16 protein-coding genes and 1 pseudogene are annotated in these 13,454 nt (G+C 31.4%); 2 read left to right on the top strand and 15 right to left on the bottom strand.

Features of this window, described 5'->3' with window-relative positions; genetic code table 11:
• Positions 1-66 precede the first annotated feature (66 nt).
• Together BHV72_RS12760 and BHV72_RS12755 are read left to right on the top strand one after the other, a co-directional pair.
• Entirely contained in the window at positions 67-165 is a 99-nt protein-coding gene (locus BHV72_RS12760; RefSeq protein WP_005681308.1) for a smalltalk protein, read from the top strand.
• A gap of 16 nt (positions 166-181) precedes the next feature.
• A complete protein-coding gene (locus BHV72_RS12755) occupies positions 182-625 on the top strand; it encodes an N-acetylmuramoyl-L-alanine amidase (protein WP_055173635.1) in 444 nt (147 codons plus the stop codon).
• Between the two features lie 61 nt (positions 626-686).
• Here BHV72_RS12755 and BHV72_RS12750 read toward each other — a convergent pair whose 3' ends face one another.
• From BHV72_RS12750 to BHV72_RS12680, 15 genes and pseudogenes are all read right to left on the bottom strand, one after another.
• A complete protein-coding gene (locus tag BHV72_RS12750) occupies positions 687-920 on the bottom strand; it encodes a DUF4248 domain-containing protein (RefSeq protein WP_005681312.1) in 234 nt (77 codons plus the stop codon).
• A 327-nt stretch (positions 921-1,247) separates the two neighbouring features.
• On the bottom strand, positions 1,248-1,874 hold the full coding sequence (locus BHV72_RS12745; protein WP_005678150.1) for a sugar transferase: 627 nt from the start codon (positions 1,872-1,874) through the stop codon (positions 1,248-1,250).
• A gap of 35 nt (positions 1,875-1,909) precedes the next feature.
• Positions 1,910-2,662 carry a glycosyltransferase family 2 protein gene (locus BHV72_RS12740; protein WP_005678149.1) on the bottom strand — a complete coding sequence of 251 codons (753 nt, stop codon included), beginning with the start codon at positions 2,660-2,662 and terminating at the stop codon, positions 1,910-1,912.
• A 162-nt stretch (positions 2,663-2,824) separates the two neighbouring features.
• Positions 2,825-3,634: a glycosyltransferase gene (locus BHV72_RS12735; RefSeq protein ID WP_055173638.1), complete on the bottom strand. Its 810-nt coding sequence runs from the start codon at positions 3,632-3,634 to the stop codon at positions 2,825-2,827.
• The gene (locus BHV72_RS12730) at positions 3,622-4,587 is read right to left on the bottom strand and encodes an EpsG family protein (protein WP_171028100.1); all 966 of its coding nucleotides are present in this window, start codon (positions 4,585-4,587) and stop codon (positions 3,622-3,624) included. Before BHV72_RS12730 ends, BHV72_RS12735 begins: the two co-directional genes overlap by 13 nt.
• A 92-nt stretch (positions 4,588-4,679) precedes the next feature.
• A complete protein-coding gene (locus BHV72_RS12725; protein WP_055173641.1) occupies positions 4,680-5,690 on the bottom strand; it encodes a glycosyltransferase family 2 protein in 1,011 nt (336 codons plus the stop codon).
• Positions 5,687-6,544 carry an alpha-1,2-fucosyltransferase gene (locus tag BHV72_RS12720; RefSeq protein ID WP_055173642.1) on the bottom strand — a complete coding sequence of 286 codons (858 nt, stop codon included), beginning with the start codon at positions 6,542-6,544 and terminating at the stop codon, positions 5,687-5,689. Before BHV72_RS12720 ends, BHV72_RS12725 begins: the two co-directional genes overlap by 4 nt.
• An 11-nt stretch (positions 6,545-6,555) precedes the next feature.
• Positions 6,556-7,002: an acyltransferase gene (locus BHV72_RS12715; RefSeq protein ID WP_055173643.1), complete on the bottom strand. Its 447-nt coding sequence runs from the start codon at positions 7,000-7,002 to the stop codon at positions 6,556-6,558.
• 41 nt (positions 7,003-7,043) lie between these two features.
• A complete protein-coding gene (locus BHV72_RS12710) occupies positions 7,044-7,556 on the bottom strand; it encodes an acyltransferase (protein WP_055173644.1) in 513 nt (170 codons plus the stop codon).
• Positions 7,543-9,030, bottom strand: a complete 1,488-nt coding sequence (locus tag BHV72_RS12705; protein WP_172681119.1) for an MATE family efflux transporter — start codon at positions 9,028-9,030, stop codon at positions 7,543-7,545. The genes BHV72_RS12710 and BHV72_RS12705 overlap by 14 nt, the downstream gene beginning before the upstream one ends.
• Before the next feature lie 71 nt (positions 9,031-9,101).
• Complete coding sequence (locus tag BHV72_RS12700) at positions 9,102-10,187, bottom strand: glycosyltransferase family 10 domain-containing protein (RefSeq protein ID WP_055173646.1); 1,086 nt, start codon at positions 10,185-10,187, stop codon at positions 9,102-9,104.
• 31 nt (positions 10,188-10,218) lie between these two features.
• Positions 10,219-11,208 carry an acyltransferase family protein gene (locus BHV72_RS12695; RefSeq protein ID WP_138334251.1) on the bottom strand — a complete coding sequence of 330 codons (990 nt, stop codon included), beginning with the start codon at positions 11,206-11,208 and terminating at the stop codon, positions 10,219-10,221.
• A gap of 12 nt (positions 11,209-11,220) precedes the next feature.
• Positions 11,221-11,892, bottom strand: a complete 672-nt coding sequence (locus BHV72_RS12690) for an acyltransferase (RefSeq protein ID WP_229066737.1) — start codon at positions 11,890-11,892, stop codon at positions 11,221-11,223.
• 170 nt (positions 11,893-12,062) lie between these two features.
• Entirely contained in the window at positions 12,063-13,196 is a 1,134-nt protein-coding gene (locus BHV72_RS12685) for a chain-length determining protein (protein WP_055173648.1), read from the bottom strand.
• An 11-nt stretch (positions 13,197-13,207) separates the two neighbouring features.
• Positions 13,208-13,454: pseudogene (locus BHV72_RS12680) on the bottom strand (capsule biosynthesis protein); the annotation flags it as partial.

The raw sequence follows: 13,454 nt of genomic DNA, 5'->3' as shown, positions 1-13,454 counted from the left end.
CAACCGATTGTTGTTGGGTTATTGAGTTCAAAATGTATAAGTATTTATTCTTTAATTTAAATTCGTATGAAAAAGCAACTTTGGAAAAACATTCTCCAGTTTATTGTAACTATTGCAACGTCGGTCATTTCGGCCTTGGGTGTAACGTCCTGTATGGGACAGTAATCTTCTGGTCATCTATATGAAAAAACCAGAAGATAATTATCTCCCCCGTGAGATTAAGTTATTGGTGATTCATTGCAGCGCAACGCGCTGCAATGTTCCCTTCACCGTAGAACAACTTCGGCAATGTCACCTGCAACGCGGATTCAAGGATATCGGCTATCACTTTTATATCACCCGGGACGGAGAGCTTCATCACTGCCGTCCGATATCAGAGCCGGGTGCACACGTGAGAGGCTTCAACCGACACAGCATAGGCATTTGCTATGAAGGCGGACTGAACGAAAATGGGTGTCCGGCAGATACAAGAACCCAAGCGCAGCGCTTTGCATTGCTCGACCTGTTAACGATACTCAGACATCAGTATCCGGAAGCGCAAATCCTGGGGCATTATCAACTCAGTGCTTCGATTCATAAAGCTTGTCCATGTTTTGACTGTCGCAAGGAGTATATGGATATATAAAAAGAACTACGGGAGCTGTCGAACGTGCAGTCTCCCGTAGTTCTTTTTATGTTTATATCATTTATAAATCTCCCGGCTTTCCCAAGTAATAGGTAATAAGCCGTACTTCTCTCACAGAAAAAGCTTTCGTTTTCGGATGAAAGTCCGTAGCCAGTATCTCATCCATCAATGGCTTGCATTTCCGCATCCAACGCCGAAGTTTATTGACCGAAGCACGGATAGTCAAATCAGGAAAATACATCTGGGCCAACTCTTGTTTATTATAACATTTCACTACAAATTCTGAATGTTCCATCGTTTCTTTATTACTGTTTTATATGCTATAAAGTTATAAAAAATTAAACATATAAACAAAGAAAGACGATACTATTATCCGATATAATGAGAATAAAAAGAAAATATCAACTATCTTCACAGACCGTTGATATCGTGGGAAATTAACACCAGATACACCTCCGGTGCCAGGGCGTAAATTAGAAAGGTACCGTCGTACTCTTTCTAATTCACAAATGTAGGAGAATCATGCGTTCAGCATGAAACTAGGGACCTACATTCTCTTCATCTCACATACAAACACTCTATTAGTGCTGATTACATCTCAACATTTTATTTTATACCACTCTCAAAACTTCTTTCCAAAGCAAATGTTTATAAAAGTCTTCACTAATATTTTAAAGTCAAACCACCACGAGCGATGTTGCAGATAAAACAAGTCATACCGCAAACGGCGTAACATCTTGTCCATCGTATCCGTATAACCATTATACAAAGTTGCATATGAAGTCACTCCCGGACGAATCTGATACAAGAACTGATAACGGGGATCATGCTTAATAATCTGATCAATATAGAATTTACGTTCCGGACGGGGACCGATAAAAGCCATATCTCCACAGAAGACATTCCACAACTGTGGCAACTCGTCCAAATGGTGTTCGCGTAGAAATCTTCCTATCTTAGTCAATCGAACATCTCTTCCCCCCGCATAAAGTTGAGGGCCCATAGACTCTGCATCCAATCGCATACTGCGAAACTTATAGATATAAAACGGCCGTCCGAAACGCCCGATACGCTCTTGCTTAAATATAGCTGCCCCACCATCTTCCCGTTTCACAGCTATATAGCAAATCAAAAATAACGGAGAAAAAACGATCATTAAAACTGCTGCAACGATACAATCCCCTATTCGCTTTACATTGCGCTCAAAAGCATTCATTCCGTCCGGAATGAAGTCCTCACTATACCCCATAATAATTTAATTAGAAAATTTAAATACAATACCGTTTATTTGATATATTTAAAAATGCCGCGAAATGCGTAATTAATGAAATAGAAAGCACTTCTAAAGTATCCAAGTTTCTCAATATTCATATAAATATTCCAAACCCATGGAAGTACTTTTATTTTATTAGAAGACAAAGAAGATTTTCGAATTCTATATTCAGCCAAACAGCTTTGCGTATTCACTGCTAAATAACCTTTTTTTAATATGGAAAGCCATAATATATAGTCTTCATGACCTTCAGATACAAAAAAATGTTTTCCTGTTTTTAAAGTATCATATACTCCTGTAGAACAACCTATAACATTTCCGCAAAGTAATTGATGATAGGTACAACTTTTAGGAGCTAATATTACTCGTCCATATCTGTTTCCTGATTCATCAATCTTCTCATAATTTGAATAAACTACAGCTATATTAGATGTATTAAAAAAAGGAAGTTGTCTTTCTAGTTTTTCAGGTTTCCATAAATCATCGCTATCAATAAAAGCTATAAAACGTCCTTCAGCTTCCTCAATAGCTTTATTCCGAGGAATAGTAGCAGAACCAGAGTTCTTCTCCAAACACAAAAGTCGAATCCTTGAATCTAGTTTACAATATTGTTCTACTACTTCTTTCGTATTATCGTGTGAACAATCGTCCACAATAATCATTTCCCAATAAGGATAAGTCTGATTTAAAACAGATTCAATTGTTTTAGAAATAAATCTAGCTGAATTATAACAAGGAGTAATAATAGAAACTTTGTCTTTCATATCAAAAAAGAAGCCAACTCTTCAACTGAATTTCTTTTCCATAAGGTGAATGTGCCCACAATTTTGGAGCAATCACAATTTTCTCAAAAAATGAATAGGATATCCATTCCTCATTAATAACAAAAGCCAAACAAATTATTATAGCTATAATACTTCCATGTTTCAACAAAGAAAATATTTTATCGCACCCTTAAACATAAAATACACTTCTCTCCAAAAAGAATGTTTATTTTTATACATACTATACTTCCTTATAGCAAAATAAAAGATCATAAATGGAAATAAATATTTAGACAAACAAGCGAATAGGGCACCTCTTCCTTCTTCATAATTTTGAATAAATTGAATACCAGAATGAAGGCAATCTGGATGTTTTACAATAACTCCAGGCACATAATACATATTACTTTCTGCATTGTAACAATCCGTCAAGAATATAAGATATTCTCCTAACGGAAATTTTGCACCTAAGCCAAAAAGGGTATTAAACAAAACTTTCTTTTCTATTATAGTCTTCCTGAATGTAATTTCTATGTCTGAGATATTTTTCAATGTATATTTATTATGTTTGAAAGAGTTATCACTATAAGATTTGAAATACTTTCCTGAGAAATATTGCGACTGAAATGTAATGATATCAGCATCTTTATGTTCTATATAGGCATTTGCTATTCTAATCATAGAATCATGTTCCAATACCACATCATCATCTAGAAAAACTCCTATATCGCCTTTCATATGTAGCATTGCCAAATTTCTGCTATTAGAAGTCCCCTTATCAGGTACTGAAATCAGATGTATATTCTCATGAAAAGTAGAAATTCCATTTAGCGGTACAGCAATATCAATACATTGATTTATCACTATAACATTACAATCATTTAAATCTATATTCTTAAATATAGGATATAAGAACTCACAATTAGTTCTATTAATTGTAGCTACTAAAAAATCAATCTTCAAACTATCCATGACCGATATGGTATAAACACGTTAGCACTAGTAAATACATAATGTAGAAAGAAATATACAACTAAAATATTAAGTGCTAATGTTAACCACTTCTGAGTTTCTTTAGTTGAACTTCTTAATAACAATACCCAAATACCAATAGTTGATAGCTGAAATATAAATACAAGTCTCTGTTGAAATATATACATTTGAAAGAATGAATAATAACAAATGATAGACAAAACAAAAATATTAAGAAAGAGATTGAAGCTTTTATTTTCAGAAAGCCTATTACGGTACTTTAAACAAAGTAGTAATAGAATAAACTTCTCAATCAAAGCTATATTAATCTTACCAGTCATCCCCCCCCAAACCTCATGCTTTGAATATTCCATAATGCTCTCACTTATAAAAGAAGGGAGATAAGAGTTCAGCGTTCCTACTATATTTACAAATGAAAGTAATATTGAAATTATTACAAAACCAATAATAGTTCTATTACTATATCTCCTATTCAAAAAGAAATATAAGGGCAAAACAATATACAAACTTGAATGAAATAAAATTGCTATAATGTTTATTGCAATATATTGCCAAAACTTACGTTCTTCTACATACTTCAGAGAAATAAAAAATATTGAAACAGCTATACCTTGCCTGACAAACATCATGTTCGCTTGTAAATATCCATATCTCATATAAAGCAATATAGCTAAAAAGCAAAAAAAAGAATACCTATTTAAAGCAATAAAAAGTAAGCCAACAGTAATAATACACGAAATCAAAAAAACAATATCTATCGTGCCTCCCAATGATTTCACAATACTATTCAAAATGACATAGCCTGGCTCCATTCTAGAAACAACAAACATTTCCGGGTTATTACATAAACTTTCAAAAGGTGGTATCCTATTAAATGTATCAACATATGCCGTCCAGTCATTACCTGTTTCAAATCTAGTACCACAAAACATGATTAACAAACCAATAAGTAGAACCAAGAGAATCTTCCGACTTTTTGTATTCAGTTTTACATAATCTAAAACAGAACAAAATGAAACTAAGGTTATAAGAAAAAGGTATGGAAGCATTTAATACGAGATAACAATTTGTAATAAATATAATTACATAATAACGGCAACACATAAAACTTATACCTGTATGGAAACCAACGAGATATACTTAATCCTCTTTGATAGATCGAACAAGCAAAAACGAAAAAGTTATCAATGTGTTTATAGTAATCTATCAATTTTTCTAAGTGTTGATATACTATTCTAGGAGTATTAACATATTCCGATTTAGTAAACCGTTCATTATCCGATATGAGAAAATGAATCCATAATTCTTCATTAGATAATGATATATTATTATATAACAAATAGTTTTGATATATAAGTTTATGTACTTCATACCGGGATTCCAAATCCTTATTTGCTACTCTAGTTACACTCCCTTGAAGTATTCTATATTTCAACAATACTTTATTTATATTAGCAAATTGTGTATATTTACTCAGTTCTACCCAAAATCCATAATCTTCCGCATTTCGATAAACTCCGTTATAGCATAAATGATATTGATCTAATACCGACTTTCTAATTATCACAGAAGGATGAGCGAAACAAGTAGTAAACAAAAGGGCAGCATTATTAGCTATTGGACTCCGTTTAAAACGATGAATATAACCGTTTAGTGATTTCCCGAAAACCTCTATATCTGTACCGCAAACACCTATCTCCTTATGTTTTTCCATAAAAGACACTTGTTCTTCTATTCTTTGAGGAAGACTAATATCATCCGCATCCATCCTCACAATATAAGTCCCTAATGCAAGTTCAATCCCTTTATTTAAAGAAAATATTAAACCTTCATTTTTAGGATTGACCAATATTTTTATCCTTTCATCCGAATATTCATTTATGATATTCAACGAGCCATCTGTCGAACCATCATCTATAATAATAAACTCAAATTTTTTATATGTTTGTGATAGAATACTGTCTATAGCTTCTTTCAAGAACAACTCCCCATTATAAACAGACATCACAACAGAAACGAAAGGTTTAGTATTCATAAACAGATCCAAGTTTCAGGTATAATATCATCAATGTTTACACGGTTATCATTAATCCACCTTTTGGGTGATATAACTATTTTACCGGGATTAGTATTAAGCCAAGCTCCCCACCAGCTAAACGAACTATTTGCTATAATATTATGCTTACAAGAAGACATTAAATACATATCCCAAAAAGAATTTGTACCAGTATTATGAGACACCACAGTACAATTTTTTAAATTCAAATTGTTCAAACACCATTCCACATCATTTGAAAAGAGAAATAACTTCATATTTAGAACATTCTTATCCATATAGTCCAATGCTCTTTGATAATAATCCAATGTGGCAATATTTTCATATATAGAATTACCAACATAATCTCCTCTACGTATATGAAGACTGACAGAATTTGAAGATAAAATCACATCACTGAGATTTTTATTATAGTTATCTATTATCGAATTTGGAAAGGTAAAAATCTTCCTTAACTCACTCTCTATAGAAGAAAAATATTTGTAACTTTGCCAATACCCTATGTAATATAGATTAGACGAATTATCTAAAACGCGTTTGTCATATTTGAGATATTCTTCAATACACTCTGTATTCCGTTGTTGAATCACTTTTTTTAATATCCTTGAAAGGATATCTCCTCCATGAAAAGATAATTGCATACGTTTCAATAGAGATGCCTCTTTAAACTGTACTCCAAATATTTTTGCTAGTTCAAAACCATTGTGAAGTTTATAACACGAAAATAACGAAGTATCAATTTCTACATCTTTATAATGACTTTGCAAAGCCTTATAGAAAGCATATTGAAACATTTGGTTACCCAAACCACCTATAATCTGAACAATCTTCATTACTCTATATGTTATATAAGTATTCTATCCATACTCCATGTAACACCGCTCCTTACTATACAAGAAGGATTACCTACTACTAAAGATAAACAAGATACATCTTTAGTCACAACTGTTCCCATACCTACTATTGAGGAGTTATGCCCAATCTTTACTCCTTTTAATATTATTGCTCTTTTAACCACCCATACATGTTCTTCTAGAATTATTGATTTAGATTGGTTAATTGGAATTGTAATATCATCACAATAAATAGAATGAGTGTCTGTTGCCCACAGCTTAATTTTATTAGACAACATACAATTAGGAACTATATGAATAAAGTTACTATTTCCCATACACACTAATTTGCCACCACCTATTGAACACCCTTCACTAATAATAACCTTGCAATCTTTACCTATTAAAACAATACTAGTATTATCAGTATTTGTATCACCAAGCAATATCACTTTCATTATTTTCTCCTGACATCGATATAGAGAGATTTTGATTATAGCTATTTTCTAAAATCAATTCTCTTAATAACACGACATGGATTACCTGCGGCAAAAACCCCAGATGGAATATCTCTTGAAACTACACTCCCTGCACCTATTATAGTATTACTTCCTATTGTTACCCCAGGTAATATAGTAACATTACTTGTAATCCATGTGTTATCACCAATAACTACAGGTTTCGCTATTATAGTACTATAATCAGATATATCATGTGTACCAGTTAATATCATATTTCTATAACTAAAGGAACAATTTTCTCCGATTGTTACCATAGCTATGTTTCGTATATAAGTATCACCTAATCCAGTATTCTCTCCAACAGATAAATTATATGATAAACAAAAGAATCCTTTAGTAATAGAAGTAGAAAGGGGTAAGTGCAAACTTCGGAGAAGAGAATTTCTAAGATAAGAAATCTTATTAAATGGAGATATAGAATATAATAAGAGTAATATTCTTACTTTCAAATTAACAGTAGGTCTTATAGAACCTTTTTTATAAACGTCCATAAACTTTATTTTTCAAATTAGACAATACATTCCATAAAACATTTTTTTCCTCTCTCAAAAGCCCCCAATAGTAAGTAGCGCAAACAAAAGATACGCTACTAATAATAAAAGTTGATACTACTCTATAATAACTATCTTCTATTAAGTAATATGGTATCATTCCTCCTATAAAAGAAATAGCAGATACTATTACTACCGGCATAAAAACAGCTTTCATGAATAGTGAATATTTCATATCCGAGTATTTACTCAAATAATATATTTTCAAACATGAAGTCAAAACGCCACAAAAAATTATATTCAATACATACATAGTTATTGGCGAAAAACCTAATATGAACAACACCCCACAAAATGCCAGAAAAACAACATTTAAAACGGTTGTCATAACATTAAATTGCTTTATATTTCCTATTGCTAAAAGAGATGTCCCCAACGCAATTGTCATTTGCTCTACCAAAGAATTAGTTAAAGTCAATCGACCAAAGACCACAGCCCAAGGAGGAACATTCTTCAACCAAAGTGATAATATTATAGGCATTTCTATTATTAAAGGTATAGCAAAAAAAGCCAATATATAATATGAGAATTTACATCCTTTCAACGAGATTCTAATCATTCGTTCTGTTTCTCCTGATCCTTCACTTTTGGCTATTGTAGGATTCAAAGCTTTTAACATGTTATTTGTGAAAGAAAGTATTTGTCCATTGATTTGAATAGCAATACCATAAGCAGCATTCACAACTACGCCAAAAAAATGATTTAATATAATTCCTCTGCCATAACTACCTATCATAGATCCTGATATCCCGATGAAATTCCAACCAGCGAAAGATACCATTTCTCTTAATATATTTTTATTCCAATATTGTAGTGGTGAAACAATACACTCCTTATATCTATGATGACAAAATATTCTCATAATTGTTAAAGTGCAAATTGGAAGTAGAGTCATCAAAATACCATATAAAATTAGCTTATCTTGTAAAGTCCAACAAATAATAAAAGCGATGAATAACTTAAGAACAGACTCAAAAACACCTACAACTGCATAATATCCCATATCTTCATGTGCATTAATAACCGCCTCATAAGGTACTGACATCATAGAAAACACAGTACTAATAATCAAACTAAAAAAGACAATTTTTCCTGCATAAACTCTTTCGCTCGGTATATTAAATACATAATCAAAGAAAAAGACAAGAAGAAGAAGTAATATAAGACCAACTATTATAGCTAAAAAAAAATGAAGAACAATACTTATATTAAAAATAGATTTCTTCTTACACATATTATCTTCGCCCTCTGCAAAAGACATAAAACGCTGAGTTGCAACAGCCATTGAATTATTTACAAATCCCAACATTGCAATTAGACCACCTACAACATTAAATATTCCAAAGTCAACTACCCCTAAAGCTTCTAACAAAAGACGAGTTGAATACAATGTAATAAACATTGTAATAGCCATCTTTAGATATAAGTATCCCGTATTTCTAATAATTCGTGAAGAGTTCATAAAGAACAGACCTAAGTTTTTTGTTACATACAATAATCAACAATTAATTTGGTCGTCAAATTAAACAATGCTTTTGGTTTTCTACTGATATTTTGTAATATGGAATAAAATGCAAGAGCCACTTCATTGTTACATTCTCTTTCGATATTCGAAATCAAAGCAGAATCAAGTTGTCTCATAAAATATTTATATTCAAAAACAGATTTAGCCGAACTTTGCAAATATTCTTTAATATGGCATATATAATTGCAATACTCTTCATAGCTCATGTTAATAAGAAAGTGATTCAAATCGTCAATGGAACTGAAATCAGTATAACTTATAAAACATTGTTTAGGAATATATTTTTCTATATTACTAGCTCCCCAATATACAGGCACAATTCCAGCTGTAAAACAATCAAATATCTTTTCTGTAACATAACCATTCACATTACACATATTCTCTAAACACAAAGCAAATTTAAATTGTGTATATACTTTCTTTTTACTTATACATACTCCTTTATAAACTCTCAAATTCTTTAGCCATCCCCGTCCATACAATGAAAAATAAGTACAACTATATTTATTATAAAAAGATATAACTTTTCTTCTTACAGAATAAAGCTCATTATGTTGGAAAGATATTTTATTACCAGAAATATTAACTAATAAATTCCTCTTTTCAAAATTCTCTCTAGTAGGACATTCTATTACATTTGTAAAATGATATGGATAATTTATCTTCAGGTATTTGTTTCCATCAACAATATCGTCATTCCACGTAAATATTACATTAAAGAAAGGTTCTAGTTTCGCCAAATTCTTTTTAGAATGATGATTATCTACAACTTCTGGTTCCCATGCAAAATAATATAATCGTTTTACTTTAGATTTAATACAACGTATCAATTCATTATAATCAAGTTTAAAGAAAAGTACACAATCTAGGCTGTCTAACGTATTATATTGATCTAATGTATTTATAGAAACACCTCGCTTTTCGTATTCTTGCTTAATATAATAATAGGGAGTTATCAAATCATCAGAATTAGTAGACTCATTATCTTTATCAAATAATATATCATTAGCCAGCCCACTATGAAAAGGGACAATTGCAATTTTCATAATAAATTCATTTTAACTAATTTCAATATACTTATATTTTTTTTATAATATAATTTTCACATTTTCCACAAACAAAAACTCTTATTTTATCTATCACTATCCCTAACACAAATACTACAATAACAAACACCATTAAATAAAGAAGAAAAAAATTTGATTCTGCATACAATGTTATATCAAAAATATGATCAGAAACATATAAACGAAGATTATCTAATAGATACACAGCCAAAACACTTGCAGCAATACTATTCACCAATCTCGATTTCAATGCAAGACCTTTAAAAAAGAAAAATACACATAAAGAAGAAAAAAGTACCAATGGAGAGCAATCCATAGAGAAAATTCTACACTCTTTATGAAAAACATAACTAATCGTTACATTTAGCATAACAATAAGAATGGTCAAAGACAAGAAAGACAATAGACATAATGATTTTGAAATTTTCTTTTCAGAATAAAAGAGAGACAAATAGCGTCCTATTATATACAAAAAAAGAATATATGTCAAACATTTACCACCATCCGTCAATATCGTATAATAGTAAGATACAAACAATGTTGGCAATACCGAAAACGTAACAAACAAAATAATCAACAACCTATTATACTCCATTTTAGAAAGAGCGAGCATTGCTTTATTTATAAAAGGAGAGAGTAGCATTAAAATTAAATAACAAGCAATGAACCAATTCTTATATCTTAAAACTACTATCAATGAATCAAAAAAAGAAATATTAAAAAGCCAACCATGATTTGCGATAAAAGAAATTACAGTGCAAAAAGTAGTAATTAAAATTAATTGTATAAAACGCTGCATTTTAAATTTCACACCAAAATACCCACTTAACAATACAAAACAAGATACACCTATATTACCTATTGCAGATATTACATATCCTACAAATAAATTAAACAAGTTTTCCTTACAATTCGCTTGAGCATAAGAATGCATTATCAAAATCAGTATAATTGCTAAAATTCTAAGACATTCGAAATTAGATGAACGTGTTTCCGACATATCAAATTCTCCTTAATATACTATACTCTTTATTACCTTACAAGGATTTCCAGCCGCAATACAATCAGAAGGAATATCTTTGGTTACAATACTACCACTACCAATAATACTACGCGCACCAATAGTAACTCCTTTCAATATAATACATCTTGCTCCAACAAGTACATTATCTTCAATAACTATAGGAGCACTTGCAGCAGTCACCATATCCACCGATTCTCCATATTCATTAGTTTCTTCAGAACATCTTATTTTCCAATCTAGATTATGGGCATCAGTATCCATTATAATACAATCTGCCCCTATAGCCACAGAATTCCCAATCGAAACGCTTTCCTTTACCCAAAGAGTTGACGAACTTATACCTACATCATTACCCAGCTTTAGAGTAGCCTTTTTACCCACATATATACAAGTTTTAATATTACGACTTAAAGGATTTAAACCCGCACCACTCATAATAGTGCAATTATTACCAATTTGTACTAATGCACCTACATGAATTTTTAAATATAAATGATTAAATACTCTAAAATTCTTTCCATACTTTATATTATTCAAAAAGAAATATATTTTGTTCCATCCTATATATAAGGAAGAACATATTTTAGAGCAGAATCTTAATGCTTTAACATACATCATTTTAATAGTTATCAAAATAAATATAATCACCGACTTACTCATATATTGGTATTAAAAATCAATCAGCTAAAAAAACACAAACAATAGTTATTAAACTCACTGTTTTTTCAATCCAACAACATATCCTAAATATTTTATACTGAAAAAAGACTCAACTCAATGAAAATGATTTCTTTGAAATTAATATACTAATAATTGTTACACTGATAAATTTAAGCTGAAATTTCCTTCAATTGATTAAATAAATCTTTTCCAAAAAATGTCCAAGCCATCACCCCCCCCACTAATAGAAATACAAAAGCTAAAACATATATTTTCTTACTGATTCCCGAAGGTGACAATGGTACTACAGCAGGCTCTACAATAGCAAATACAGGTTTTTCTTCCTGAACTTTGGCCCTGGCAACTTGAAGTTGATTAGCAACCTGACTATACACTTGATAAGCTAAGTTCATATCATTCTGCAACCGTTCCTGTTCCGTACGCACACTTTGTAAAATAATATCATCATGAGAATCCATGTAATTAGCATACTCTTTCTGAGCTATGTAATATTCTTGTTGGCGTTCTTTGAATAGTTTCTCCAAATAAAGGCAATCTTCTTTAGCCTTAGAGGTACGATAAGTTATAATGTATTCCTGTAATTTCCCTACAACAGAATCAGCAACTATTGCAGCAACTTTAGGATTTTGCAAAGTTACAGTTACGGAAGTCATAGATGTATTCTTATCCACAGTAACAATAATCATATTTTTTAAAGTTTCAATTTTCTGTAACTCCTTCCTAGATAATTCAAATATCCCCTGATTCACTCTATTAGAAACTATTTTTTTATCTTCTTTAATAAACAGTGACTTCACCCCACTCATTACCATGCTTGGAAACCCAATCACATACCCCCACCAGGGAGAAGATTCTTCATCTAAATATGAGCTTAAAGATATTTCCCTACTCCCTGATACAGGGACTTTCATTTTAGAAAGTTCCAACAAGAAAGGAGTAGAAGATGCAATATCAGCAGACAAAGAAGCGTTCAAAGCATCAGTGCCTTCATTCATAGAAACTCCACTTCCCAAAAAAGAAGCTGCCAAACCGGATAAACCTCCGCCTTTAGTATTTCCCATTTCAGGAGAAAGTGTAACTCCAACTGTATATTTTTCAGGAATACTTATTGCGACAATTACACCGATTAACAATCCGATACCCGCAGCTTTATAGATTATCTTACGAATACCTATAATTTTACGAAGAATATCCATCAAATCGATTTCTGCCTTTTCATCTGTATGATTATCTTGTCCCTGTTTTATTTCTGTTTTAGATTCTCGTTCTATCAGAGTAACCATAGAAGTATTTGTTATTTCTTTATCAAGTTAGCAATAGAAGCAACCATCATTCCCAAAGTACTGAACGTAGTAGCATAGCCTAGAATATTTCCAATATTAGTTTTCTTCTTAGCCTTACTAGGAATAATTATCTCACACCCGGGTTCAATCTGTTTCTTACCACTACCCTTCACCTTAGTCACCTGACCATTCATATAAACAATGAACTTCTTACTCTTCTTCGCATTCTCTGAATAACCTCCCGCCTGATTCAGGTAG

The sequence above is a fragment of the Bacteroides sp. 43_46 genome (assembly GCF_001915455.1).
In the GTDB taxonomy this organism is placed as follows: domain Bacteria; phylum Bacteroidota; class Bacteroidia; order Bacteroidales; family Bacteroidaceae; genus Bacteroides; species Bacteroides caccae.
This window is presented reverse-complemented; position numbering and strand designations above follow the sequence as displayed.

What these genes read in the sequence shown, in the direction of transcription:
- BHV72_RS12715 (WP_055173643.1), bottom strand. Translation starts at nt 7,002, where the DNA reads ATGAAAGTGATATTGCTTGGTGATACAAATACTGATAATACTAGTATT.
- BHV72_RS12685 (WP_055173648.1), bottom strand. Translation starts at nt 13,196, where the DNA reads ATGGTTACTCTGATAGAACGAGAATCTAAAACAGAAATAAAACAGGGA.
- BHV72_RS12690 (WP_229066737.1), bottom strand. Translation starts at nt 11,892, where the DNA reads ATGAGTAAGTCGGTGATTATATTTATTTTGATAACTATTAAAATGATG.
- BHV72_RS12760 (WP_005681308.1), top strand. Translation starts at nt 67, where the DNA reads ATGAAAAAGCAACTTTGGAAAAACATTCTCCAGTTTATTGTAACTATT.
- BHV72_RS12700 (WP_055173646.1), bottom strand. Translation starts at nt 10,187, where the DNA reads ATGAAAATTGCAATTGTCCCTTTTCATAGTGGGCTGGCTAATGATATA.
- BHV72_RS12730 (WP_171028100.1), bottom strand. Translation starts at nt 4,587, where the DNA reads ATGTTTTGTGGTACTAGATTTGAAACAGGTAATGACTGGACGGCATAT.
- BHV72_RS12755 (WP_055173635.1), top strand. Translation starts at nt 182, where the DNA reads ATGAAAAAACCAGAAGATAATTATCTCCCCCGTGAGATTAAGTTATTG.
- BHV72_RS12705 (WP_172681119.1), bottom strand. Translation starts at nt 9,030, where the DNA reads ATGGCTATTACAATGTTTATTACATTGTATTCAACTCGTCTTTTGTTA.
- BHV72_RS12710 (WP_055173644.1), bottom strand. Translation starts at nt 7,556, where the DNA reads ATGGACGTTTATAAAAAAGGTTCTATAAGACCTACTGTTAATTTGAAA.
- BHV72_RS12695 (WP_138334251.1), bottom strand. Translation starts at nt 11,208, where the DNA reads ATGTCGGAAACACGTTCATCTAATTTCGAATGTCTTAGAATTTTAGCA.
- BHV72_RS12720 (WP_055173642.1), bottom strand. Translation starts at nt 6,544, where the DNA reads ATGAAGATTGTTCAGATTATAGGTGGTTTGGGTAACCAAATGTTTCAA.
- BHV72_RS12740 (WP_005678149.1), bottom strand. Translation starts at nt 2,662, where the DNA reads ATGAAAGACAAAGTTTCTATTATTACTCCTTGTTATAATTCAGCTAGA.
- BHV72_RS12745 (WP_005678150.1), bottom strand. Translation starts at nt 1,874, where the DNA reads ATGGGGTATAGTGAGGACTTCATTCCGGACGGAATGAATGCTTTTGAG.
- BHV72_RS12735 (WP_055173638.1), bottom strand. Translation starts at nt 3,634, where the DNA reads ATGGATAGTTTGAAGATTGATTTTTTAGTAGCTACAATTAATAGAACT.
- BHV72_RS12725 (WP_055173641.1), bottom strand. Translation starts at nt 5,690, where the DNA reads ATGAATACTAAACCTTTCGTTTCTGTTGTGATGTCTGTTTATAATGGG.
- BHV72_RS12750 (WP_005681312.1), bottom strand. Translation starts at nt 920, where the DNA reads ATGGAACATTCAGAATTTGTAGTGAAATGTTATAATAAACAAGAGTTG.